Origin of the sequence: Methylobacterium sp. J-067 (assembly GCF_022829465.1) — a bacterium.
In the GTDB taxonomy this organism is placed as follows: Bacteria; Pseudomonadota; Alphaproteobacteria; order Rhizobiales; family Beijerinckiaceae; genus Methylobacterium; species Methylobacterium litchii.
On the sequence record NZ_JAKSXZ010000092.1, the window covers coordinates 1 to 22,581 of the forward strand.

At 69.9% G+C, this 22,581-nt stretch carries 34 protein-coding genes; 19 read left to right on the top strand and 15 right to left on the bottom strand.

Annotated features, from left to right (window positions below; all coding sequences use genetic code 11):
• The 3 genes from MKK52_RS09065 to MKK52_RS09075 all read right to left on the bottom strand — a co-directional run.
• Positions 1–636, bottom strand: a 636-nt coding sequence (locus MKK52_RS09065) for a PhnA-like protein (protein WP_243953476.1), incomplete at its 3' end; no start/stop codon positions are given.
• Between the two features lie 47 nt (positions 637–683).
• On the bottom strand, positions 684–1,184 hold the full coding sequence (locus tag MKK52_RS09070) for a CsbD family protein (protein WP_243953477.1): 501 nt from the start codon (positions 1,182–1,184) through the stop codon (positions 684–686).
• A 37-nt stretch (positions 1,185–1,221) separates the two neighbouring features.
• Complete coding sequence (locus MKK52_RS09075; protein ID WP_243953478.1) at positions 1,222–1,395, bottom strand: CsbD family protein; 174 nt, start codon at positions 1,393–1,395, stop codon at positions 1,222–1,224.
• A 366-nt stretch (positions 1,396–1,761) separates the two neighbouring features.
• Here MKK52_RS09075 and MKK52_RS09080 point away from each other — a divergent pair, with 366 nt between their 5' ends.
• Positions 1,762–2,013 carry a hypothetical protein gene (locus MKK52_RS09080; RefSeq protein ID WP_243953479.1) on the top strand — a complete coding sequence of 84 codons (252 nt, stop codon included), beginning with the start codon at positions 1,762–1,764 and terminating at the stop codon, positions 2,011–2,013.
• 91 nt (positions 2,014–2,104) lie between these two features.
• On the top strand, positions 2,105–2,311 hold the full coding sequence (locus tag MKK52_RS09085; RefSeq protein WP_243953480.1) for a hypothetical protein: 207 nt from the start codon (positions 2,105–2,107) through the stop codon (positions 2,309–2,311).
• A gap of 51 nt (positions 2,312–2,362) precedes the next feature.
• Here the strand turns inward: MKK52_RS09085 and MKK52_RS09090 are convergent, their stop codons facing one another.
• The 4 genes from MKK52_RS09090 to MKK52_RS09105 all read right to left on the bottom strand — a co-directional run bounded on the left by MKK52_RS09090 (position 2,363) and on the right by MKK52_RS09105 (position 6,541).
• Positions 2,363–2,518: a hypothetical protein gene (locus tag MKK52_RS09090; RefSeq protein WP_243953481.1), complete on the bottom strand. Its 156-nt coding sequence runs from the start codon at positions 2,516–2,518 to the stop codon at positions 2,363–2,365.
• A 177-nt stretch (positions 2,519–2,695) separates the two neighbouring features.
• Positions 2,696–2,932, bottom strand: a complete 237-nt coding sequence (locus MKK52_RS09095) for a hypothetical protein (RefSeq protein ID WP_243953482.1) — start codon at positions 2,930–2,932, stop codon at positions 2,696–2,698.
• A 49-nt stretch (positions 2,933–2,981) separates the two neighbouring features.
• Entirely contained in the window at positions 2,982–5,015 is a 2,034-nt protein-coding gene (locus MKK52_RS09100; protein ID WP_243953483.1) for a PAS domain-containing hybrid sensor histidine kinase/response regulator, read from the bottom strand.
• Entirely contained in the window at positions 5,015–6,541 is a 1,527-nt protein-coding gene (locus tag MKK52_RS09105) for an ATPase domain-containing protein (protein WP_243953484.1), read from the bottom strand. Before MKK52_RS09105 ends, MKK52_RS09100 begins: the two co-directional genes overlap by 1 nt.
• 258 nt (positions 6,542–6,799) lie before the next feature.
• Between MKK52_RS09105 and MKK52_RS09110 the strand changes: the two genes are divergently transcribed.
• The gene (locus MKK52_RS09110; protein WP_243953485.1) at positions 6,800–7,054 is read left to right on the top strand and encodes a hypothetical protein; all 255 of its coding nucleotides are present in this window, start codon (positions 6,800–6,802) and stop codon (positions 7,052–7,054) included.
• Between the two features lie 297 nt (positions 7,055–7,351).
• On the opposite strand, the gene MKK52_RS09115 is transcribed toward MKK52_RS09110, so the two are convergent.
• From MKK52_RS09115 to MKK52_RS09125, 3 genes are all read right to left on the bottom strand, one after another.
• Positions 7,352–7,774, bottom strand: a complete 423-nt coding sequence (locus tag MKK52_RS09115) for a response regulator (protein WP_243953486.1) — start codon at positions 7,772–7,774, stop codon at positions 7,352–7,354.
• Positions 7,771–7,959, bottom strand: a complete 189-nt coding sequence (locus MKK52_RS09120) for a DUF3606 domain-containing protein (protein ID WP_313898742.1) — start codon at positions 7,957–7,959, stop codon at positions 7,771–7,773. Before MKK52_RS09120 ends, MKK52_RS09115 begins: the two co-directional genes overlap by 4 nt.
• 144 nt (positions 7,960–8,103) lie before the next feature.
• Complete coding sequence (locus tag MKK52_RS09125; RefSeq protein WP_313898743.1) at positions 8,104–8,589, bottom strand: response regulator; 486 nt, start codon at positions 8,587–8,589, stop codon at positions 8,104–8,106.
• Between the two features lie 90 nt (positions 8,590–8,679).
• Between MKK52_RS09125 and MKK52_RS09130 the strand changes: the two genes are divergently transcribed.
• The 8 genes from MKK52_RS09130 (at position 8,680) to MKK52_RS09165 (ending at position 13,749) form a co-directional block, all read left to right on the top strand.
• A complete protein-coding gene (locus MKK52_RS09130) occupies positions 8,680–9,540 on the top strand; it encodes a transglutaminase family protein (RefSeq protein WP_243953487.1) in 861 nt (286 codons plus the stop codon).
• A gap of 136 nt (positions 9,541–9,676) precedes the next feature.
• On the top strand, positions 9,677–11,209 hold the full coding sequence (locus tag MKK52_RS09135) for a sensor histidine kinase (protein ID WP_243953488.1): 1,533 nt from the start codon (positions 9,677–9,679) through the stop codon (positions 11,207–11,209).
• Between the two features lie 32 nt (positions 11,210–11,241).
• Positions 11,242–11,613, top strand: a complete 372-nt coding sequence (locus MKK52_RS09140; protein ID WP_279597731.1) for a response regulator — start codon at positions 11,242–11,244, stop codon at positions 11,611–11,613.
• Positions 11,614–11,949: 336 nt separating this feature from the next.
• A complete protein-coding gene (locus tag MKK52_RS09145) occupies positions 11,950–12,159 on the top strand; it encodes a cold-shock protein (protein ID WP_243953490.1) in 210 nt (69 codons plus the stop codon).
• Positions 12,160–12,262: 103 nt separating this feature from the next.
• Positions 12,263–12,625: a DUF6481 family protein gene (locus MKK52_RS09150; protein WP_243953491.1), complete on the top strand. Its 363-nt coding sequence runs from the start codon at positions 12,263–12,265 to the stop codon at positions 12,623–12,625.
• 41 nt (positions 12,626–12,666) lie between these two features.
• On the top strand, positions 12,667–12,864 hold the full coding sequence (locus tag MKK52_RS09155) for a hypothetical protein (protein WP_243953492.1): 198 nt from the start codon (positions 12,667–12,669) through the stop codon (positions 12,862–12,864).
• 3 nt (positions 12,865–12,867) lie between these two features.
• Entirely contained in the window at positions 12,868–13,338 is a 471-nt protein-coding gene (locus tag MKK52_RS09160; protein WP_243953493.1) for a hypothetical protein, read from the top strand.
• Positions 13,339–13,380: 42 nt separating this feature from the next.
• The gene (locus MKK52_RS09165) at positions 13,381–13,749 is read left to right on the top strand and encodes a hypothetical protein (RefSeq protein WP_243953494.1); all 369 of its coding nucleotides are present in this window, start codon (positions 13,381–13,383) and stop codon (positions 13,747–13,749) included.
• Between the two features lie 22 nt (positions 13,750–13,771).
• Here the strand turns inward: MKK52_RS09165 and MKK52_RS09170 are convergent, their stop codons facing one another.
• The 3 genes from MKK52_RS09170 to MKK52_RS09175 form a co-directional block, all read right to left on the bottom strand.
• Positions 13,772–14,044 (bottom strand): hypothetical protein, encoded by a 273-nt coding sequence (locus MKK52_RS09170; protein WP_243953495.1) that lies wholly within the window; start codon positions 14,042–14,044, stop codon positions 13,772–13,774.
• 87 nt (positions 14,045–14,131) lie between these two features.
• Entirely contained in the window at positions 14,132–14,263 is a 132-nt protein-coding gene (locus MKK52_RS26915) for a hypothetical protein (RefSeq protein WP_279597732.1), read from the bottom strand.
• Between the two features lie 43 nt (positions 14,264–14,306).
• Positions 14,307–14,585: a hypothetical protein gene (locus MKK52_RS09175; RefSeq protein WP_243953496.1), complete on the bottom strand. Its 279-nt coding sequence runs from the start codon at positions 14,583–14,585 to the stop codon at positions 14,307–14,309.
• Positions 14,586–14,891: 306 nt separating this feature from the next.
• On the opposite strand from MKK52_RS09175, the gene MKK52_RS09180 reads away from it, so the two are divergent.
• Entirely contained in the window at positions 14,892–15,137 is a 246-nt protein-coding gene (locus MKK52_RS09180; protein ID WP_243953497.1) for a DUF6894 family protein, read from the top strand.
• 21 nt (positions 15,138–15,158) lie between these two features.
• Here MKK52_RS09180 and MKK52_RS09185 read toward each other — a convergent pair whose 3' ends face one another.
• Positions 15,159–15,833: a Crp/Fnr family transcriptional regulator gene (locus tag MKK52_RS09185; RefSeq protein WP_243953498.1), complete on the bottom strand. Its 675-nt coding sequence runs from the start codon at positions 15,831–15,833 to the stop codon at positions 15,159–15,161.
• A 138-nt stretch (positions 15,834–15,971) separates the two neighbouring features.
• Here MKK52_RS09185 and MKK52_RS09190 point away from each other — a divergent pair, with 138 nt between their 5' ends.
• The 6 genes from MKK52_RS09190 (at position 15,972) to MKK52_RS09215 (ending at position 20,792) form a co-directional block, all read left to right on the top strand.
• The gene (locus MKK52_RS09190; protein WP_243953499.1) at positions 15,972–16,772 is read left to right on the top strand and encodes a pentapeptide repeat-containing protein; all 801 of its coding nucleotides are present in this window, start codon (positions 15,972–15,974) and stop codon (positions 16,770–16,772) included.
• Positions 16,773–16,889: 117 nt separating this feature from the next.
• Positions 16,890–17,279, top strand: coding sequence for a thioredoxin family protein (locus MKK52_RS09195; RefSeq protein WP_243953500.1), 390 nt, complete (start codon positions 16,890–16,892; stop codon positions 17,277–17,279).
• A gap of 9 nt (positions 17,280–17,288) precedes the next feature.
• A complete protein-coding gene (locus tag MKK52_RS09200; RefSeq protein WP_243953501.1) occupies positions 17,289–18,008 on the top strand; it encodes a cytochrome c biogenesis CcdA family protein in 720 nt (239 codons plus the stop codon).
• Between the two features lie 112 nt (positions 18,009–18,120).
• On the top strand, positions 18,121–19,077 hold the full coding sequence (locus MKK52_RS09205) for a B12-binding domain-containing protein (protein ID WP_243953502.1): 957 nt from the start codon (positions 18,121–18,123) through the stop codon (positions 19,075–19,077).
• Positions 19,078–19,147: 70 nt separating this feature from the next.
• On the top strand, positions 19,148–19,351 hold the full coding sequence (locus tag MKK52_RS09210; RefSeq protein ID WP_243953503.1) for a hypothetical protein: 204 nt from the start codon (positions 19,148–19,150) through the stop codon (positions 19,349–19,351).
• A gap of 13 nt (positions 19,352–19,364) precedes the next feature.
• On the top strand, positions 19,365–20,792 hold the full coding sequence (locus MKK52_RS09215; protein WP_243953504.1) for a carotenoid oxygenase family protein: 1,428 nt from the start codon (positions 19,365–19,367) through the stop codon (positions 20,790–20,792).
• 9 nt (positions 20,793–20,801) lie between these two features.
• On the opposite strand, the gene MKK52_RS09220 is transcribed toward MKK52_RS09215, so the two are convergent.
• Positions 20,802–22,067: a cation:proton antiporter gene (locus tag MKK52_RS09220; protein ID WP_243953505.1), complete on the bottom strand. Its 1,266-nt coding sequence runs from the start codon at positions 22,065–22,067 to the stop codon at positions 20,802–20,804.
• Between the two features lie 189 nt (positions 22,068–22,256).
• On the opposite strand from MKK52_RS09220, the gene MKK52_RS09225 reads away from it, so the two are divergent.
• Positions 22,257–22,508, top strand: coding sequence for a hypothetical protein (locus MKK52_RS09225; RefSeq protein ID WP_243953506.1), 252 nt, complete (start codon positions 22,257–22,259; stop codon positions 22,506–22,508).
• Positions 22,509–22,581 lie beyond the last annotated feature (73 nt).

Sequence of the window (22,581 nt, forward strand, 5' to 3'; positions counted from 1 at the left end):
CTTCTGGGCCGGATCACCGGTCAGCACGGCGCGCACGGCCGCCACGGCGGCGTCCTTGGCGGCCTGCGGGTCCTGGCCGGCGGCCTGCTGGCGGACCGTCTGCTCGATGCCGTCGATGGGGTTCGAGATCTTCGACAGCGAGGGCGCGGCGGCCTGCGCGGCGGTCTGGACGGTGCCGCCGACGAGGTTGCCGGCGCCGCCCAGCGCGCCCGAGACGGTGCTCAGGGTGCCACCGACGAGGCCGCTGGCGGCGGAGGTGAGGAGGTACAGGACGACGAGGGTCGTCACCGCCCAGGAGACGAGGCCGTGCAGGGCGGCCGCGCCCGGCAGCGTCTTGCCGGAGAGGCGGCCGGCGATGAGGCCGCCGGCCAGCGAGGCGATGATGCCCGAGGCCACGAACCAGATGCCGGCGCCGGCCGAGACGGTCGAGGCGGCCGGGTTGTCGGTGGCGTTGACGCCGACACTGGCGAGGCCCACCCCGACGCCGACGAGGTTCACGATCACCTGGGTCACGAGGGCCGTGACGGCGCCGGCGAAGATGGCGCCCCAGGACACCTCGTTGAGCAGGACAGCCCGCGTGTGGGCTTCCGCCGACGGGGCGGCGAGGGGGGTACCGGTGGTCTGGATGGTGGTCACACTGTCACTCCGGGTGTTGGCAAACCGTGGTCGCCGGGGGCGGCGACTCAGTCGCGGGTCGTCTTGACGAGAAGGGCGAGGCCGAAGCCGACAGCTCCCGCGATCAGCAGGGCGGCGAGGGGATACTCGGCGACCTGTCCGCTGACGCCGCCATGGCGCAGGGCACGGCTGCCGCGTCCGTAGGCATCCTGGGCGTAGTCGGAGACCTCCCCGGCGGTGCGGCGGGCGGAGTGGCGGGCCCGGTCGAACTGGTCCTCGGCGGCACCCTGGGCGCGGCGGGCGCGGTCCTCGATGTCGTCGGAGCCGACGATGCCGCCGACGGTCTCGCGGATCCGGCCGCCGAGATCGCGGGCGGTGTCGGCGACCTGCTCGGCCGCGTCGCGCACCGTGTCCTTGGCCTGGCCGTAGAGGTTCTCGGCCTTGCCGGCCGCTTCGTGGGCGCGGCCCTCGACCGAGTCCTGCTTCGAGCCGGTGAGGTCGCCCACCGCGCCCTGCACCTTGCCGCCGAACTCCTTGGCGGCACCCGTGATCCGGTCCGTATCGACCATGTTCGTGCTCCTGTCTTGTCGTATCGCGATGGCAGCGTCAGCCGCCGTCCTGCCCGTGGGGCTTGGACCGGCCGACCCTGGAGGAGGGGGCGCCCCGTTTCTGGCGCCGGCCCTCGGCCTCGATCCGGCTGTCGCCGGTGAGCTTGCCGAGGGCTTCCTTGACCGAGCCCCTGAGGTGCTCGACGGAAGTAGAATGTCTGTCTTCGGCCATGGGCGCTCCGTAATCAGCAAGAAAACCCGGGACCGACTGTGAAATGAGGGCTCGTTACTGGAATTCAATAAGCATTCTATACTGGTAAAATGGTCATCTTGTTCCAGATCTGTAGGATCGAAATCCGCCTCCTTGCGGCGGGTACCGATCCCGCACGAGTCGCCGCGCGCCGTGCGTCAGCGAGCCTTGAACTGGTTGCGCGCAAGGCGGTTCCAAATTTTATGTTATGATCGTGGTACGCACGTATCACCGGTGCGTGGCGGTGCGATCACCGCGACCGTTCGCGGCGCCGCCATCGCGCCAGCACAGACAGGCCAAGCGTCGCAGAGGCTGTCGCCGTGCGCGCGGAGCGGATATCAGCCGCTCATGACCAAGCGCACCAAATCCGCCCCGAAGCTCCAGGGCTTCGTCCTTTTCGATGTCGTGTACGAGGATGGCAGCCGCGCCTCGAACCGGCGCGTGCCCGTCGAGATCCTTGGAGGCTTGGATGGGGACGCGCCCGCGCGCGATCTCATCACCGCCCAGGACAGCGAGGTCGCCCAGAAGTCCGGGCGTCCGGCCCGGGAGATCGCGAGCCTGACCCGCTCGCCGCTGCCGACTCCGAAGGTCGGCGTGTGAGCGCGACCCGGAACAGGCCGTCGTCCCTAGAAGAAACGGCGACTTCGTGTAAGTTCGGCGGATGATAGAGCCTAATCAAACCGCCTTCATCGTGAAGGTCGCGCTGCCGGACGAATCGGCACCGGAGAACGCGATTACGCTGTTCTATGCCGTCATTGCGGACAGTTCGGATCGTGGTGTCGAGATCGTCCGGGGCGCCGTCAAGGAAGGCGCCGAGGTGACGATGACCGAGGTGCGTCTGTCCCAGGCGACGGCCCAGGCGATCGAACTGCTTCCGGGCTACGCACGGGCCCTCTAGCGGGGACGGGGCAGAGCGCCCGTTCCCCGCACGCCCTCGCCCGGCGGGACGTCAGTCCTTCACGGGCGGCTTGCTGTTCTTGAAGCCCTTGGTCTTCACCTCGGCCTTCCGAGGATCCGGCTTGTCCGCCATCAGGCGCTTCACACGTTCGTTGAAGTCCTGGGTGGAAACGCCCTGAGCGCGCCCGGTGGTGAGTTCGCGTGCCATGTCGGCCTCTCGATCGTCGGCCCAGGCACGATATTGCGCGAAGGGTCCATCATATATCGGGTTATGAGGACCAATTACAATCGCTGAAAGCGCGGGTAAAACTTGTCGAATGCGCCAGGACGCGCGCGTCTTGCCGGCTGATTCACTGCCATTGTCGAGGCTGCAGGCAAATCGATCTTACCGTCGCCGCTCGTGGCGCCAGAGGGCGACCGCAACCCGGCGGGCCTCGTAGCTGCGGCGCAGATCCGTCCCGAGGTCGCCCTGTCCTTCCGGTGTGAAGCCGTGGATCAGGACCCCGTCGGGGCCGTAGCTGCGGCGCATCTCGGCGCGCCAGCGCCGGTCGGCCGTCGCGAGCGCCGCCTCCGTGAGGCCGAGCCGGTCGGGGTTGGGTGAGGGGAGGGAGGGGGCGTTCATCCCGGTCAACGCGCCGATCGGCGCCGGGGTCCCGCGGGAGCCACGGCGATCACGAGGCCTTGCCCCCGAGGACCATCCGCAGCGAGCGCGCCAGCTCGTCCCGGCGGTAGGGCTTGTTGAGGACCGGCAGGTCGCCCCGCCCGAGGACCTGGCCCTCGTCGAGGTTGGCGACGTAGCCGGAGGTGAGGAGCACCTTGAGGCCCGGCCGCAGCTTCTTCGCCTCGGCGGCGAGTTCCGACCCGTTCATGCCGCCGGGCATCATCACGTCGGAGAACAGGATGTCGATCCGCCCGATGCCCTGAAGATGGATCAACGCTTCGGGGGCGTTCCGGGCCACCACCACCCGGTAATGGAGCTCTTCCAAGCTCTCGACCGCCATCCCGAGCACCTGCTCGTCGTCCTCTACGAGGAGCACGGTGTCGCCGTCGGTCGCCCGGCGCAGCGGCAGGCTGCCCATGGCGCCAGGTCCCCGCTCCTCGCCCGCCGGGTCGCGCGACCGGGGGAACAGGAGGCGGAAGGTGGTCCCGAGGCCGATATCGGTCGCGATGCCGACGAACCCTCCGGCGCTGCGGGTGAAGCCGTAGACCTGCGACAGGCCCAGCCCCGTGCCCTTGCCGACCTCCTTCGTGGTGAAGAACGGCTCGAACACCCGCGCGAGGGTTTCGGGGGGCATGCCGCTGCCCTGGTCGGTGACGGAAACCTCGACATAGGCCCCCGGCTGGACTCCGTAATCCGCCACGGCGGCCGTATCGAGATGCACGTTCCGGCTCCGGATCTCGATCAGCGAGCCGCCGCCCTCCATCGCGTCGCGGGCGTTGACGACGAGGTTCAGCACCGCCGCCTCGAACTGCGCCGGGTCGATGCGGATCGGGTCCAGGGCCGGGTCGAGGTCGAAGGCGACCTGGATCGCGCCCCCGGCCGCCCGCTCGGCCAGGGGCCGGAAGTCGATGAGGAGCCGGTTCGGGTTCAGGGTCTGCGGCCGCAGCATCTGCCGCCGGGAGAAGGCCAGGAGCTGCTGGGTGAGCTGCTCGCCGCGCCGGGCCGCGCTCATCGCGGCCTCCCCCAGGCGCACGACCCGGTCGAGGTTGTCCGGCCGCCGCAGGATCATGTCGAGGCCGCCGACGATGACGGTGAGCAGGTTGTTAAAATCGTGCGCGACGCCCCCGGTCAACTGCCCGATGGCCTCCATCTTCTGCGCCTGCCGCAGGGCCTCCTCGGTGTTGCGCTGGTCGGTCCTGTCCAGCACGATCCCGGCCATGCGGACGGGCTGCCCGTCGGTGCGATACTCGGCCCGGCCCTTGGCGGCGATCCAGCGGACGCTGCCGTCCGGCCGGCGGATGCGGTATTCGAGATCGAGGGAGCCGCTCTCGACAGCGCGGGCGAAGGCGGCCTCGACGACGCCCTGGTCCTCCGGGACGGCATGGGTCACGAAGTCGGCCCGGCGCCATGACGGCAACGGCGCGTCGTAGCCGAAGATGGCGTCGTGCCGGCGCGAGCGCCGCACGGTGTCGTGGATGAGATCGAGGTCCCACGAGCCCATCCCGGCCGAATCGAGGGCGAAGGCCAGGGTCTCGCGCGCCGCCTCGACGGCCCGCGTCCGGTCCTCCACCCGCCGTTCGAGCAGGTCGTTGGCCGCCCGCAGCCGCTCCTGGGCCTCCTCGCGCTCGCGGATATGGGCCCGCGCCTGGTACTGGCGCCGACGGACCCGGAGGGCCGAGGACACAGCGCTGGCCAGGGTCTCGGCGTTGACCGGCCGCTCCAGCAGCACGACGTTGCCGAGCCGGTCGATGACGGTGGCCGCCCGCGCGGTGCGCCGGCCGGGCTGCCGGGTGGCCAGCACCACGAACGGGAAGTCCGACCAGGGCGGCTGGTCGGCGATCCAGGCATCCAGGGCGTCCTGGTCCACGTCGAGGAGCGCCTCCTCCGTGACGATGGAGGTCGCCGCCGCACCGCGGAGGCCGTCGAGCCACGCGGCGGCGTCCGGGCAGACGGCGACGGCGTGGCCGGATCGCGCCAGCAGGCTCGACACCACGGCGGCGTCCCGCCCGCGCGGGGCGAGGATCAGGATGCGGTCCTCGTCCATCACCGCGTCTCGGGGGGATTGGACCCCTGCAACGTCGCCCCGCCCGCGATGAGGGCACCGTCGCCCCCATAGGTCGGCACGCCGGAGAGGACGCCGAGGAAGTCGGTGAGCGCGTCGCCGACCTTCAGGCCGATCGGCGTGAGCGTCAGCTCCCGGATGGTGCGTTCGTGGGCGTTGACCCGGCTCTTCAGGACCGACAGGGCGGTGCGGACCTCGCCCTTCGCCTCGAAGTAGCGGAACAGCAGGATGCCGTCGCTGAGATAGCTGAGGTCGATGTCGGAGCGCACGTCGCCGACGACCCCGTGCTGGCCGAGGACCAGCAGGGTCGTGACCCCCTTCTGGTTCAGGTAGTTGAGGAGTTCGTGCATCTGCAGCACGAGGAATTCCTCGCCCGGCATGGCGTGGATGTAGGCGTTGAGGCTGTCGAAGACGACGAAGCTGGCGCCCCCGCTCTCGACCGTCCTGCGGACCCGGCAGGCGAATTCCCCCGGCGAGAACTCCGCCGGCTCGATCTCGTCGATGATCAGCGCACCGCTCGCGAGATGGGCATCGAGGCTCATCCCCAGGGAGCGGGCCCGCGCCAGCATCGTCTGGCGCCCCTCGTCGAACAGGAAGTAGGAGGCCCGCTGCCCGCGCTCCAGCGCTTCCAGCATGCAGCGGATCGCCGTCGTGGTCTTGCCGACGCCCGAGGGGCCGAGGAGCAGGGTGTTGGTCGCCGGGACCAGCCCGCCCCCCAGCAGCGAATCGAGCTCCCGCGAGCCGGTGGAGGCGGGCACCATCGAGAAGACGGCGCCGTGATCGTCGGCCACGAGGCTCGGGAAGACCTCGACGCCGCCGGTGTCGAGGGTGAAGTCGTGCATCCCGCCGTGGAACTTGACGCCGCGCATCTTCAGGACGTGAAGCCGCCGCCGCGCGGCCCCGAAGCCCCGCCGCGACTGCTCCAGCACGATCACCCCGTGGGCGATGCTGTGCAGCTGCGCGTCGGCGGTGCCGTCGTCGAGCATGATGACTGTGCATCCGCGTGCGGCGAACATCTGCTTCAGCGCCAGGATCTGGCGGCGGTAGCGCAGCGGGTTTTGGGCGAGGAGGCGCAATTCGGACAGGCTGTCGAACACCACGCGATCCGGCCGAAGGTCGTCGATCCGCGCGATCACCTCGCGGACGGTCTCGCCGAGTTCGACCTCGGACGGGTGCAGCACCGATTGTTCGCTGTCGGGATCGAGCCCCATCTCGTTGACGAGCTCGTAGAGTTCGAGGCCGTCCAGGCTCCAGCCGTGCGAGGCGGCGCTGGCCCGCAGCTCGTCGGCGCTCTCCGACAGGGTGACGTAGAGGGCCTTCTCGCCCCGGGCGACGCCTTCGAGGAGGAATTGCAGGCCCAGGGTGGTCTTGCCCGTGCCGGGCGTCCCCTCGAGGAGGTAGAGCCGCGCCCGGGTCAACCCGCCGGCCAGGATCTCGTCGAGGCCGGGCACGCCCACCGGGATGGTGTCTCGCGGGATCAACGGCGTCATCGTGTGGAGGTCGGCCATCGGGCACCCGCGGCTCGGTATCCGGCGGCCGTGTCGTCGGCTCGTGGGCACCTGGGAAAACACATTCGCAGGACAACGTCGCCCGGTCGGTTTGGTCCCCTCGCGGCGTCCGTGGCCGCGACGGGCTCGGCCGCGCGGAGTCTCGACCCGTCCGCATTGCCAATGTATCGCCGATTCACATATCCTGCCGCCGTGCTTGCGCGCGAGAACAAAGCGGATACAAGCGGCGTCTCTCGTTCACCGGTCAGGGGCCTGCCCATGGACTTCGACCCTTTGCCCGATTCGAACGAGGCCGAGAGGCGGGAATACCGCGCGATCACCCTTACCCATGACGGGCGCGTGAGGGAGGTCCGGTTGCTGTGGGCCGGGTCGGATGCGGAGGCCATCGCGCAGGCGGAAATGCTGGTGCGGGACTGTGCCCTGGACCTGTGGGACGGCCTACGCTTCGTGGAGCATGTCGCGGGACGGCCCATCCGGACGGGGAGCCTGCTCACCGTCAGCCTGATCGCCTGAGGTTGAACTCAGCCAGCGGAGCACGTGGTGCGGATGCTGGGGCACCGGGAACAGCATGCTCAACCCATCGGCGACGCCCCGTAGGACCGCATCGTCCGGCGCATCGCCCTGTCGCGTGGGTACAACTATAAATTTCATGCCGTCCCCCGGGGCGATTACCTGCGTCAAACGACCGGATTGCCTATGGTTCCCAGACGGTAAACGGATTTGGGGAGCTGTGGCCCGCATGCCGCACGCGCCGGCACGGGTTTCAATCTGGCGTTGAACAAGGCGAGGGCGTCGGCCCGATGCCACCCGCTAGATCGACCCGCTCCGCTGGGACACGAAGGCGAACACGCTCCCGACCAGCGAACGGGGTTCGCACGGCTTCGTCAGGAAGCGCGCGCCCTCCGGCAGATCGCTCACCCGTGGGCGGCTCTGGCCGGAGATGATCAGCAGGCCGACCTCCGGCCAGCGCATCGCGATCACCTGAGCCAACTGGAATCCGTCGAGGCTGCCGTCGCGCATGTCGACGTCGGTGATCGTCATGAGCACGTCGGGCTCGGTGGACAGCACCCGCAGGGCCTCGTCGGCGTTGCAGGCCTCGAACACGACGAAGCCGGCCTCGGTGAGGGATTGGGCCATGTCCATCAACACGATGGGATCGTCGTCCACGAGGAGCACGCCGATCTTCCGCGCGGACGAGGACACCTGCCGGTCGGGGCTGAGCGCGGGACTCATGACGAAGACCCTGTCCGGAGATGGCTTGAGAGCGTGCTGATCCGCGACCCGACCATCCACACGGCCTTGCGCAGCTGCGCTTCCGTGATCCCGTAGCGTTGAGTCCATGCCGAGCGCACCGCGCGGTCATGAATATCCATGTGCGTGGTGGTGCGGCTCACGAACGGAGACGGAGTGAAAGACATAGGTTCTGCCTCGCGACTTCTTGCGAAAGTCGCGCCTCATGCGGTCGATTGAGTAGATACTCACCAACGGACGCAGGAGATTTAGGTTGCATCACACCGGAAACGGCCGCCGGCGCCCGTCCGGCCGAATCGGCCCGGGCGCCGCTACTCCTTGAGCATGTTCGGCTGCTTCTCGTCGGGCATCGAGTCCCGCACGTGCTGCCGCACGATCTCGGCGCTGAACGGCTTGCTGATGAAGGTCGCGCCCTGGGGCAGGTCACCCGGCCTCGGCGCGGCGCGGCCGGAGGCGACCACGACGGCGATGTGGGGCCAGCGCTCGGCCGTCTGGCGGGCCAGGTCGAAGCCGTCCTGCCCGCCCGGCATCTGCACATCGGTGAAGAGCAACTGGACCTTGGGATGGTGCCGTTCGAGGACATCAAGTGCCTGGGCGACGTTCATCGCCTCCAACACTTGAAAGCCCGCATCTTCGAGGATGCTGGTCGCGTCCATCAAGATCAGGGCATCGTCATCGACGACAACGGCGTGGGGCGCATCGCGCGAATTTTTCTGTGTCACGTCATTCAACGCGCATCGCGGCCGAAAAAGCAGCCTGCCCGCATAAAATACATGGAAGGAGCGTCCGGCCGGCATTTGCGCCATCGGTCGCCCGCGGTGCCGTGCTAGGTTCGGCCGAAGGCCGGGACGTCCATGCCCGGCCACGGCAGATCCAGGGATGGTCCGTTGGTCGAGGTCAGCATCCGGCACCGGACCACCTATCGCTACCGCCAGCCGGTCAGCCTGGGGCCGCACCGGCTGATGATGCGGCCCCGCGAAAGCCGCGAGCTGCGCCTCCTGTCGAGCGTCCTCACCCTGACGCCGGAGGCCAACGTGACCTGGGCGCAGGACGTCGCCGGCAATGCCGTGGCCACGGCCCTGTTCGGATCGCCGTCCGAGACCCTCGTCGTGGAATGCCTGTCGCGGGTGGAGCTTTCGGCGAGCGCCTATCCGGTCTTCGACATCGCCGCCGCGGCGATCACCTTCCCCTTCCGGTACACCGACGACGCCTGGGCGGATCTCGGGGCTCTGACCATCCTGCAATATTCGGAGTGGCAGCCGAGCCTGCGGGACTGGGCCCAGGGATTCGTCGCATCCTGGCCCACCGACACCCTGTCCCTGCTCAAGGACCTGAATGCCGGGGTCGGGAGCGCGATCATCTATCAGGCGCGCGAGGACGAAGGCACGCAATCGCCGAGCGAGACCCTGTCGCGCGGGACGGGTTCCTGCCGGGACTTGGCGACGCTCCTCGCCGAGGCGGTGCGCAGCCTGGGCTTCGGCGCCCGGCTGGTCTCGGGCTATCTCCACGATCCGACGCGGACCCTGCTCGGCTCGGCCGACGCGGGCGCCACCCATGCCTGGGTGGAGATCTTCCTGCCGGGGGCGGGGTGGATCACCTTCGATCCCACGAACCGGGCCGTCGGCGGCGCGAATCTCATCCCGGCGGCGGTGGCCCGCGACATCCGCCTCGCCATGCCGCTGACCGGCAGCTACGCCGGACCGGCCGGCGCGTTCCTCGACATGGCGGTGGAGGTGAGCGTCGATTGAACGGTGCGGCTGACCTTGATGTGATGTGACCGATGTGCCGCTCCGCTGTCGATCCGGGTGAGGGTGGAGTTTGCCGGGTGGCGAAGAACGGCACTTCCGGCTACGAATACTCTCCGCCCTGGCACACACTTGATCGATGAATGACCCGAGCGGGCGCGCGCGCAAGACCGCCTTAACCAGCTACGACATCCTCCAGACCTCCGCCGAGCCCGGCTACGACGACCTCGTCGCCCTCGCCACCCAGATCTGCGATACGCCGGTCGGGCTGATCAGCTTCGTGTCCAGCGACCGGCAATGGTTCAAGGCGCGGATCGGCTTCGCCCCCTGCGAGACGCCGCTCAGCCAATCCGTTTGCGCCCACGCGCTGGCGGAGGGGGAAATCCTCATCATCCCCGACCTGACGCTGGACCCCCGCACCCGCGACAACACGCTGGTGACCGGCGAGCCGTTCATCCGGTTCTACGCGGGCGCCGTGCTGAAGGCCGCCAACGGCGTCGCGATCGGCACGTTGTGCGTGATCGACACCGTGCCCCGGCCCGACGGCCTGACCCCGCAGCAGAGGTCCGGCCTGCAGGCGCTGGCCCGTCAGGTGATGTCCCAGCTCGAGCTGCGGCGGGCCATCGGCGAGCGGGACCGCGCGCTCACCCTCTCCGACGAGGCCCGCGACGCCCTGCAGATCAGCGAGGAGCGGTTCCGGCTGTCCTCGCGCGCCACCACGGACGTGATGTGGGACTGGGATCGCGAGGGCGACGCCTTCCACTGGGACGGCGCCCTCACCCGCGTCTACGGCCACGTGGCCTCGATCGTCGCGCCCACGGCCGCGTGGTGGTTCGAGCGCATCCACCCGGAGGATCGCGAGCGCGTCCGCCGGAGGGTCCTCGGCGCCCACGAGTCCGGCTCCCGGTGGGCCGACGCGTACCGTTTCCAGCGGGCGGACGGCTCCTACGCCGACGTGCTCAATCAGGCGTTCCTGATCCGCAACAAGGCCGGGCGCGTGGTGCGCATGACGGGCGTCATGCTGGACAACAGCGCGCGGGTGGCGGCGGACGAGCACCAGACCCTGCTCAACCACGAACTCAGCCACCGGCTGAAGAACACGCTCGCCATGGTCCAGGCCATCGCGGCGCAGACCCTGCGCAACGCCGCGAGCCTCGACGACGCGCGCGACGCCCTGCTGCGGCGCCTGATCGCCCTCGGCAAGGCGCACGACATCCTCCTGGCCAGCAACACCGAGCAGGCCGGGATGGAGGCCGTGATCCGGGGGGCGCTGGCGCTGCACGACAACCAGCAGGCGGGGCGCTTCCGGATCGACGGGCCGGCCCTGGAGATCGGCCCGAAAGCCGCGCTGGCGCTCGCCCTGATGATCCACGAACTGGCGACGAACGCCGCCAAATACGGATCGCTCTCGACCGAGACGGGGCATGTCGGCATCCGGTGGCGGATCGAGGAGGCGGACGACGCCCCGCAGGTGCGGCTCGGCTGGACCGAGGAGGGCGGCCCGCCCGTGACGGCGCCGACGCGGGCGGGGTTTGGCACCCGCCTGATCGAGCGCGGCCTCGCCGGGACCATCGGCGGGGTGGTCAAGCTGGCGTATCACCCGAGCGGCGTCGTCTGCGATCTCGTGGCGCCCCTCGCAGGTTTTCAGGAAAAAGTAGAGATTTTAAATTGAACAAAAATAATTTGGGGCGCTTGCTCTAGGCTATGGGAAAAATAGTTTTGAAGCCAACCGCTCTGATCGTCGAAGACGAGAACATCACTCGGATGGAGACGGTCGACATTTTTGCCGATGCGGGGTTCGAGGTGATCGAAGCCTGGACCGGGGACATGGCCCTGCGCCTGTTGGAAAACTCGCCGCATATCGAAGTGGTGTTCACCGACGTGCGCATGCCCGGCCGGGTGGACGGCATCCATCTCGCGCAGCTGATCGCCCAGCGCTGGCCCGAGACCGCCGTGATGGTGTGCTCCGGCCCGGTGACCTTCCGGCCGCGCGCCCTCCCGGACAAGGCGCGGTTCTTTCCCAAGCCCTTCAGCCTGAGCGAGGTCTCGGCGACAGCACGCGCCTTGGTCGCCTGAATCCTGTCCTCACGGCCGCATTCGTCGCGAGCTGGGCAGTATTTTCAAGAGAGAAACAGGCGCAGTTTTATCTTTCTTTTCGGCAGTTTTATTATGCGCGGCGAGACGCGCTTTATCACAGCGCGGCGGCTCATTTTCGTCAAAACGAATTTAGTGCTTGTGATTGTCTCGCGGCTGGCGTACAACAAATACATCGAGCTTTGGCCAGATATTCGGCCGTATCGCCCCTGAGGGGCGAGCGCACTGCATCTCTCCCATCTTCGACGATCAGCGATTGAGCGCGTGGATCCCATGCGCTCGGCACATTCGTTCGCCTAAAATAGATACGGAATACCTATGACCATCGGCACCGTTAAGTGGTTCAACGACACCAAGGGTTTCGGTTTCATCCAGCCAGATGACGGCGGCAAGGACGTGTTCGTCCACATCTCCGCCGTTGAGCGCGCCGGCATGAACAACCTGGTCGAGGGCCAGAAGGTCTCCTACGAGATGGAGTCCGACCGTCGCACCGGCAAGCAGTCGGCCGGCAGCCTCCAGGCTGTCTGAGCCACGCTCGCCCGTTAGCGAGTCATTTCGAAGCCGCTCCGTCGGGAGCGGCTTCACCTGTTTTCGGCACCCCGGTTGAGCCGCGGTGCATAAAGGAATCCTTGTGGGTCAATCCAGAACAGACCAGCTCGTCGATCGCCTCGAAGCAACGGCCAAGGCGCGGGAGGCCACGCTGGCCCGCTTCCGGTCCCGTCCCGCCGCCGACGATCCGGCCGTGATCGCCCGCCAGGCGGCGCGTCGCGCCATCGTCGAGGCGCGGGACGTGCGGACGGCCGAGCGGGAAGTGGCACGGCTCGCCGCCGAAGCCGCGCGCGAGGCCGAGGCGCTCGCCGAGAAGGAGCGGGCCGAGGCCGAGATCGTCCGCCAGGCGGCCGAGAAGGTCGAACGGCAGGCGGCCCTCGCCGCCGAGCAGAAGGCCGCGCGCGATGCGCGCTTCGCGGCCCGCAAGGCGCGCGCCCGCCGCTAGGCGGCACCGCCCGCACCCGCCATCACCCTGGAGGACGAGTCATGTCTCACAAGTTCAAGATCGGCCAGCATGTCCGCCAGCTGGGGACCAGCTATGCCGGCAGCAAGAGCATCGTCGACGGCCTCTTCGAGGTGGTGCGCCTGACGCCGGACGACCGTTCCGGCGAGCCGACCTACCGGATCAAGTCCGCGACCGGCGAGCGCGCCGTGCGGGAAGGCGAACTCACGCACGCGAGCTGATCCATGCGGCCGGTCCCACGGGACCGCGCAGCGAGGACCACGCCGATCGCGAGCGAGACACGGGCCTGTGGCCCCTGCACCCTGTGCTGTCGTGTCCTGGAGATCCAGGTCCTCGACAAGCCGGCGGGCGTCCTGTGCCGCCACAACACCGGGACCGGATGCGGGATCTACCGCGACCGCCCGGAGGTCTGCGCGCGGTGGAACTGCCTGTGGCGCAGGATCGACGCCTTGCCGGATGGGCTCAGGCCCGACCGATCCGGCGTGATGTTCTCGCTGGAGAGCCGGTCGCCGGCGTCCGACGCCCCGGATGGGGCCTGCATCGTCGGTCGCGCCGTGCGGGATGCCGACGATCTCGACCGGGCGGACACGGCCGAAGCCTTCGCCATGTTCGTGCGGGAGGGTTCGCTGCCCGTGTGGAAGGTCTCCGAGCGGGGGGCGACCCTGGTGCATCCGGGCCTGCAATTCCCCGCGTAACGCCCGGCGGCGTCACTCAGGCGGCCTGCTCAGGAGGATCCGATGTCCATCATCCGGTGGCTGCTCGCTAGGACGACCCAGTTCTTTCTCGGCAGCGCCCACGAGCGGAAATCCGACGGGATCGCGAAGGAGAAGGAGGAGGGGACCTTCGAGGGCGCGTCCGCGCCCAAGGCCAGGACCTTCGAAGACAATTACGCGGCGGCCGCCCGCCTGTTGAGGACGCGGATCGACCGGCGGTTTCCGGATGCCTATTACGCGCGGCTGAGTCCGGGCCGGAACAGCGCCTACGATTACGGACAGGACCGGGCGCTGGCCATCGACACGATCTCCGTCGCCATCGCCATGGCGTTGCGCAACGGCGCGACCGTCCAGCAGGCCGCCGAGGCCGGCGCCGAGAGCGTCGGCATCTGAGGCACGGAGACGGGGCGGGGCGTCACCCCTGCCGCGTTCCCGCCATCTCGCGGGTCCGCTCGATCATCGCGCACAGCACCGCACGGAAGGCGTCCTGCTCCTGGGAGCGGGAGCCTGCGCGGTCGTCGCTCTGAAATTCGGCCAGAAGTGCGTCGAGGGCCTGGTTGCGCCGCTCCGCGCCGTCCTCGCGCAGGATCGTCTGCAGCAGGATGTCCTGGGCGGCGGCGAGATCGTTCCGGTCCGCCCTGTCGGCGAGCGTGCGAAGGGCGTCGAGCCCCGCGTCGCGTTCGTTCATGCTCTTGTCCATCAATGACCGCGCGGGAGCGACGGCCTCGGCATAAGGCTCCCGGCGCATCGCTTCAAGCGGGTGGCCCGGATCGCCTTAGCTCCGGCCGCCGGTCTTCATGACCGAGGCGACGGTCCCCTTGGCCGAGGGCGCCGCCGCGTTGCTCTTGGGCACGGGCTTCTTCGGCTTCTTGGTCTCGCGGTTCCCGCGCTTCTTTTCGATCGCCATGGTCTTGCTCCTCGCTCTGCGTGGCAGGCCGGTCGGGCCGTCGTCACGCCTCGGTCGCCGGTCGCTCCGCGAGCATCCGGATCGTGGCCGCGATCGGGAAGTCGAACGCGCCGAGCACGGCGACGAGGCGGTTGCTGGCCCAGAGTTCGGTGCGGTGCCCCGCGGTCAAACCCTTCGCCTGCCGCTGCGCGTCACCGTCGTTGCGGGCGGTGATGATGCAGGTCGTGATGACGCCGCCGCTCGGGGCGAGCCGATGCACCTGATAGGCGCGGCGCGCGTGCCGGGAGCGGGGTTGGGCGGGGAATGCGATGAGGTCTGCCACGCGCGCCTGTCCCTTGCAGGCGGGGGTACGGACCCTCAGCCACCGGAGCCTGGATCAACCGATCCGGTGATGCGGGCACTGTGCGCCTTCGCGGGACGCAAAGATAGCCCCGCCGGGACCTCATTCTTCGGGCGTGTCTGAGGTGATGAGCGCAATGAACCAGTAATCATGGGATCACGCCGGCACATCCGAAGAAAGGTGCAAGCTGATACAGGTGAGGGCGCCCGTCCGGGATTGAGGTCAGGCTCGTCCCGGTCGACGCCCCTCGCGCCGGCAGGGGGGCATACCAGTCGGACGGGACCGCTGATGCCGCGTTATTTCTTCAACACCGCGAGCGAACGGCTCGTCCTGGAGGACGAGGAGGGGACCGAACTGTCCGGCACGGACGCGCTGCACGACATGGTTCGCGCCACGCTGTCCAACATGTTCGATGCCGAGTGCAACCGCGAGGATGCGCTGCAGAGCTTCTCGATCCACGCCCTGGACGAGGACGGCAACGAGGTCATGGCGGCGACCCTGAGGCTGACGATCCGGACGGCCCCGCACCGCTAGGCTTTCGCGGGGCGCCCGCGATCACCGTCGGCCGGCGGCGGCCAAGCCCGCCCGGTCGACGATGGCGACGGCCCCGCGCCGGAGTTCGATCAGGCCCGCCTCGGCCCATTGCGCGAGGATGCGGCTCACCACCTCGCGCACGCTGCCGACATCGTCCGCGAGCGTCTGGTGGGTGAGCGCGGCGACGCCCCGCGGATCGGCCTCGGCCAGGAGGCGCTGGACGAGGCGCTGCTTGAGGGGGGCGAAAGCGACCTCGTCGATCAGCGTGAACAGGCCGGACATCAGCCGCGTGTAATCGTCCATGACGAAGCTGCGGAAGGCGGGGCTCTCGCCCATCAGGTGCTGGAACGTGCCCACCGGCAGGGCAGCGAGGACGGTCCGCTCCTCGGCGACGCTCTCCGCCGGGAAGGTCCCGCCGGACAGGAGGCATTGCGTGGTCAGGGCGCAGGTGCCGCCGGGGCCGACCTTGTAGATCAGGACCTCCCGGCCGCCCTCCGACATCCTGAAGATGCGCGTCCGGCCCTCAAGGCACATCAGGTAGTTGGCACACGCGCCGTTCAACTCGTATGCGATGGCCCCCGCGTCGAGCACCGGGAAATGCACCGTCCCCCGGGCGATCTGGAGATGCGCCGGGCTGAGCGCGCGGATCGGCGGAAACCGGTCGATCCACCGCTCGACCTTCTGGGCATCCGTCATGGCTGGCGTATCTCTCCCGGTGCGCCCGACTTGTGTGACCTGGGTCACCGACCGGCTGCAGCGGATCGGCATAGCATCGCCGCACATTGAAAACGATACGGAGGCCGACCCTGCCCGGCTCTCCGGGGGAGTGACACGATGCGCCGCCTCGCCCTGAGCGTCCTGCTCGCCGCCCTCGCCATCGGCCCCGCGACCGCCGAACAGGATCTCCTGCTCGGGGCGGACATGACGTCGCCCGCCATGACGAAGGCCGAGATGAGCCGCGCCGACATCGAGGCGATGATCAAGGCGGCGGACGGCAAGCCCCTCGACCTGCACGACAAGTCGCTCTCCGGCCTCGACCTGTCCGGGCTCGACCTGAAGGGCGCCAACCTGCGGACGGCGCGGCTCAACAAGGCCAACCTGCGCGGCGCGGACCTCACCGGGGCCAACCTGCAGCAGGCCTGGCTGCTGAAGGCCGACCTGTCGGGTGCCAAGCTCGCGGACGCGGCGATGTTCGGCATCACCGCGCGGGACGCGAATTTCAGCGGCGCCGACCTCAGCCGCTCCCTGCCCATCGGCGACTTCAAGGGTGCCAACATGAGCGGCGCGACCCTGGTGGACCTGAGGGGCGGCGCCGACATCAAGAACCAGTCCATGGGCCTGATGCGCGCGGTCTTCACCTCGGTGAACCTGTCGGGCGCGAATCTGAAGGGGGCGAATCTCGGCCGGTCGCGCCTGGAATACGCCAACCTCACGGACGCCGACCTCACCGACGTGGTGCTGATGGGCTCCGACCTGTCGGGCGCGAACCTGACGGGGGCCACCGTCGCGGGCGCGGATTTCAAGAACGTCGATGTCAGCGGCGCGAGACTGATCGACCTCAAGGGCGAGGACCGCGCCCGGGATTGGGGGAGCCGCGTCAACATCGACCGCGCCGTCACGCAGGCCTCCCACTGAGCGGTCGGTGAAACCGAAGCCGGTCTTCCGGCGAAAGGCCGACAGGTCCTTCCCGCCGCCGGGGGCGGGCGGACCCCCGCCGAACCTCATCCCCGGCCGCACACGAGGATCGACCCCATGACCAGCCGCCGTTTCCTCCTCGGGCTCATCGCCGGCGCACCGATGGTCTTCGGCACCGCCGCCTCGGCCGCCGAGCAACCCTACGATCCCGCCGCCTTCGCGGCCGCGCAGAAGGCCGGCAAGCCGATCCTCGTCCACATCACCGCGCCCTGGTGCACCACCTGCGCCGCGCAGAGGCCGATCCTCGCCAAGCTGGAAGCCGAACCGAAGTTCAAGGACCTGCAGGTGTTCGATGTCGATTTCGACAGCCGCAAGGATGTGGTCAAACAGTTCCGGGCGACCATGCAGAGCACGCTGATCACCTATCGCGGTGCGACGGAAACCGGTCGCTCCACGGGCGAAACCAAGCCCGCGGCCCTCTCCGCCCTCCTCGACAAGGCGATCTGACCTCCCTCCATGATCGGCACCCTCGGCCTCGCCTTCCTCGCCGGCATCCTGTCGGTCCTGTCCCCCTGCGTGCTGCCCCTGCTGCCGCTGGTGCTGGGCGCGGCGGCGTCCGAGCACCGGCTTGGGCCGGCGGCGCTGGCGGCGGGGCTGGCGCTGTCCTTCGTGGCCATCGGGTTGTTCGTGGCGACGGTCGGCTTCGCCATCGGCCTCGATGCCGGACTCTTCCGCCTCGTCGCCGCCCTCCTGCTGGTGCTCGTCGGCCTCGTGCTGATGGTGCCCGTCGCGCAGACGCGCCTCGCCGCCGCCGCCGGGCCGGTGAGCGACTGGACCGAGCGCCGCTTCGGCGGCTTCTCCTCCGCCGGGCTCGCCGGCCAGTTCGGCGTCGGCCTGCTGCTCGGGGCGGTGTGGAGCCCCTGCGTCGGGCCGACCCTCGGGGCGGCCTCGCTCCTCGCCTCGCAGGGGCGGGACCTCGGCGTCGTGGCGCTGACGATGCTGCTGTTCGGCCTCGGCGCGGCCCTGCCGCTGCTCCTGCTCGGCCTCCTCTCCCGCGAGGTGCTGATGCGCTGGCGCGACCGGATGATGGGGCTCGGCAAGGGGCTGAAGGCCGCCCTCGGCCTGATCCTCGTGGCCACCGGCCTGATGATCGCCACCGGCTACGACAAGGCGGCCGAGACCGCCCTGGTGAACGCCTCGCCGGACTGGCTCACCACCCTGACCACCCGGCTCTGACCACCGCTAGGAATATTCTTGCGGTCTTTACATCGGGCTCGGGCACGGCTCTCATGGGTTGCGGTGATCGAGCGGCCGGTAAGGCCGCCGCTGCCTCCGCAAAGGGGGGACGATGCGCGACTTCGGTTCGTCCGGACGCCGTTGGGAGGACGCTCCTCCTCGCGATTCCCACCATGCGGCGGAAGCCCGCCAGCTCTACGCACGCAAGCGGGCCGCCGAGGCCGCGCGCCTGCGCTGCTTGGCCCTGGGGCAGGTCGTCCGGGCCGAGATCATTCCGCAGCTGGTTCTCCGCCATCGCGATTCGCCGGCCGAGCGCGCCGAGCCGGCGGGCGACTTCGCCGAGGGCGAGGTGGCGGCCTTCACCGACCTCGCCCTGGCGGCGGACGATGAGCCCATCGTCGCCGCCTTCACCGCCCTGATGGCGGCGGGCCACTCCACCGACCGCCTGTTCCTCGACCTGCTGGCGCCCTGCGCGGCCCTCCTGGGCCGCCTATGGGACGAGGATCTATGCGACTTCATCGAGGTGACGACGGGCGTGGCCCGGCTCCAGCGCCTCGTCGCGCGGTTCCGCCTGGGGGAGGGGACAGCCTCCCCGGACGGGCGGCGGCGCCTGCTGCTGCTGGGCGCCCCGGACGAGCAGCACACGCTCGGCGTGCGGGTCGTCGAGCAATTCCTCCGCCGGGCGGGCTGGGACGTGGCGATCGGCCTCTCCGCGAGCCGGGAGGAGATCGCCGCCCGGGTCGCCGCCGAATGGTTCGGCGTGGTCGGCCTGACGCTCAGCAGCGTCACCCGCGTCGAGCCGGTCGCCGCGATCATCCGCGCCGTGCGGGAGGCCTCGTGCAACCGCGCCGTCGGCGTGATGGTCGGCGGCCCGATGTTCCTGCGGCACCCGGACCTCGTTCACCGGGTGGGGGCGGACGCCTCGGCGGTCGATGCGGCCACCGCCGTGCTTCTTGCGCAGCGGCTGCTTGATCTTGCCGCCGATCAGGCCAAGTCGTCTGGACCGAACGAAGGTCCGAACGCCTTCGGGGCAGGGACGGGCGGCGACGCGGGCCGCCCGAGGGCCTGAACGGCGGTGGGGGATCGAACCGGCGATCCAAGCCGCGCCAGTCACGATGTGCAGCGAGGACCCGACACCCATGAACACCGAGGAAGTCGAAGACCTGCGCCGGGCGCGCGGCGCCCTGGCCCGCCAGCGCAACTACATCGCCAAGCGCATGGGCGGGATCGAGTTGGCGCCGGTGTCCATGGCCGAGGATTTCAGGAAGATCCTGGGCGCGATCGAGGCGCTGGACCGCGCCCTCACGGATGCCGGGCATCCGCACATGGACGGGGCGGACTGACGGATCGCGGCCGATGCCGAACCGTGTCCAGTCGGCCTTCCGGCTTGCGGCCGAGGGCGGCGTCGGCCTGTGGGCGGCCTGCAACCGGCTGCGCCTGCCCGGCACGGCAAACCCCTTCGTGGTCGGCGTCCACGCGCCGATGCGCGAGGAGCTGGATCTGACGGATCTGCCCGTCACCGGAGCCATCCCGCCCGGTCTCGACGGGCTCTACCTCAAGATGGGGGCGAACCCCGTCGCCCCCACGACGCGGGGCCACGACTGGTTTCTCGGCGACGGCATGGTGCACGGTCTCGCCCTCCAGGATGGCCGGGCGCCGTGGTACCGCAACCGGTGGATCGGCTCCCGCACGGCCGCCGCCGCCCTCGGACGCCCGGCCGCGCCCGGGCCCCGACGGGGCGGCAACGACACCGTCAACACCAACGTCGTTGAGATCGGCGGGCGGATCTTCGCCGTGGTGGAGGCGGGCAGCTTTCCCGTCGAGCTCTCGCGGACCCTGGAGGAGCAGCGCTACAACCCGTTCGACGGGACGCTGGCCGGGTCCTTCACGGGGCATCCCCACCGCGACCCCCTGACCGGCGAGACCCACGCCATCGCCTATGACGGCCGCGTCTGGGACAGCGTCCGCCACGTCGTCGTCTCGCCGACGGGGCAGGTCGTGCGGGAGGTGCCGGTCGCGGTCGAGCACGGGCCCTGCATCCACGATTGCGCGATCACCGCGCGCTTCGCGATCGTGCTGGACCTGCCCGTCACGTTCTCGTTCCGCGCCCTGCTCGCGGGCTATCGCTTCCCGTTCCGCTGGAACCCGGCGCACAAGGCCCGCGTGGGCCTGCTCCCCCGGCAGGGGGAGGGCGGCGACATCCTGTGGTGCGACGTCGATCCCTGCTTCGTGTTCCACGTCGCCAACGCCTACGACGACGCGGACGGGCGGGTGGTCCTCGACGTCATCGCCTACGAGTCGGTGTTCACCGCCATCGGCGGCGGCCTCGACCGGCCGGGCCGGCTCGAACGCTGGACCGTCGATCCCGTCACGAGGCGGGTCGCGCGGCGCCTGCTCGATCAGGACGCGCAGGAATTCCCCCGCGTCGACGAGCGGCGTTTCGGGCAGCCGCACCGCTTCGTCTACACGGTGAGCGTCCCCGCCGACGGCAACACGCAACTCGCGGGCGCGACGGAGATCTACAAGCACGACCTCGCCACGGGGGAGCGGCAGGTTCACACGTTCGGCCCCGACCGTATCCCGGGGGAGTTCGTCTTCGTGCCCGCCCATGCCGGAGCCGGGGAGGATGAAGGCTGGCTCGTCGGGCTCGTCCTCGACACGGCCCGCGACACGACGGACTTCACCATCCTCGACGCGCGCGCGTTCGCGGCGCCGCCCGTCGCCACGGTGCGCCTCGCGCACCGCATCCCGCCGGGCTTCCACGGCAACTGGTTCCCGGCGTGATCCGGCCCCTCAGGGGGCCGGCGACCGGTCCCGGAGGGTGCGCCGGGCGACCGTGCCCAGGGTCAGCCCCTGGATCACGATGGTGAACAGCACCACCGCGTAGGTCGCCGCGAGGATGACCGACTTGGAGCCGCTCTCCGGCAGCGACAGCGCCAGGGCGACCGAGATGCCGCCGCGGACGCCGGCCCAGGTCAGGAACGGCACGTTGCGCGCCGAGAGGTGGCCGCCCCAGCGGAAGGCGAGGAGCGGCACGGACACCGCCACCAGCCGCGCGAGCAGGACGATGGGGACGGCGCAGGCGGCGAGCGCGAGCCCGCTCACCTCGAACCGGAGCACCAGCACCTCCAGGCCGATGAGCAGGAACAGGACCGAGTTCAGCACCTCGTCGATCAGCGTCCACAGGGCCTCGACATAGCCTTGCGTGCGCTCGCTCATGGCGTCGCGGGGCGCCCGGTCGCCGACGAGCAGGCCCGCCGCCACGACGGCGAGGGGTCCGCTGGCGCCGAGCTTCTGCGCCAGGGCGTAGGTGCCCGTGACCAGGGCCAGGGTGATCAGCACTTCCACCGGGAAGTCGTCGATGGCCCGCATGGCGCGGTAGGCGGCGTAGCCGGTCACGACGCCGAGGACCAAGCCGCCGCCCGCCTCCCGCAGGAGCAGCGTGGCGACGCCCCCGGCGGTGGTGGCCTCGCCCCCCGACCCCGCCGCGAAGGCGACGAGGACGGTGAACAGCACGATGCCGACGCCGTCGTTGAACAGGGCCTCGCCCTGCATCTCGACCTCCAGCGCCTCGGGGACCTGCACGTTCTTGAGGGTCGCCAGCACCGCGACCGGATCGGTCGGGCTGATGAGCGCGCCGAAGACGAGGGCCCAGCCGGGGGAGACCGGCCGCCCCAGCGCCTGCCCCGCCGCCCAGAACACGGCGCCGACGAGGGCGGTGGAGATCACCGTGCCCACGAGGGCCAGGGTCGCCACGGCCCAGGCCCGGTCCCGCAGGGCCTTCAGGTCGAGGCTCATGGCGCCCGCGAAGAGCAGGAAGGCCAGCATGCCGTTCATCACCACGTCGGTGAAGTCGACCTGCCCCAGCACCTGCGTGAGGTCGCGGTAGAGGTGCTGCGCCGGAAAGACGAGATCGAGGGCGACGAGGGCGAGCGACGAGGCGAGGCCCATCATCAGCAGGCCGATCGTGTGCGGCAGCCGCAGGAAGCGGCGGTTGAGCCAGCCGAACAGGGCCGACAGGACGAGGAGCAAAGCGGCGAGGTCGAACAGCGAGATCACGGGGTTCTCCTCGGCCCCGCCCGGATGGGGAGCGGACCGGCAATCCGGGCTCGGCCGAACCGGCCACGGGCGCGATCACTCACCCGAGGACGTTCTCCCCAGGGTCGCGCGATCTTTGCTGAACGTTTCCGGGGGCCGCACGTTGCAGGGTGCGGTTCGCGGCCGATGCCCTCGCGGAGGACAACACCCATGAAGCACACTCTGTTCGCCTCGGCGCTGCTCGCCGGCCTCGGCCTCTGCGCCACGACGCTGCCCTCGTCGGCGCTCCCCATGACCGCCTTCGGCGTACAGGCGCCCGCGAACGCCGACCTCACGCAGGTGCGGATGCATCGCCGCCACCGGATGCGCCAGGGCTCGGCCAGCCGCGGCAATGCCAGCATGCCCTCGCGCGGCGCGGCCGGCCAGCAATACGGCCAGACGACCGGCGGCCCACGTCGCTGACGCGCCCCCACGCCTTCGGGGTCTCGTCGCCCCGGAGGCAGCCAATTGAGATCACGAGCAGGATGACACGGGC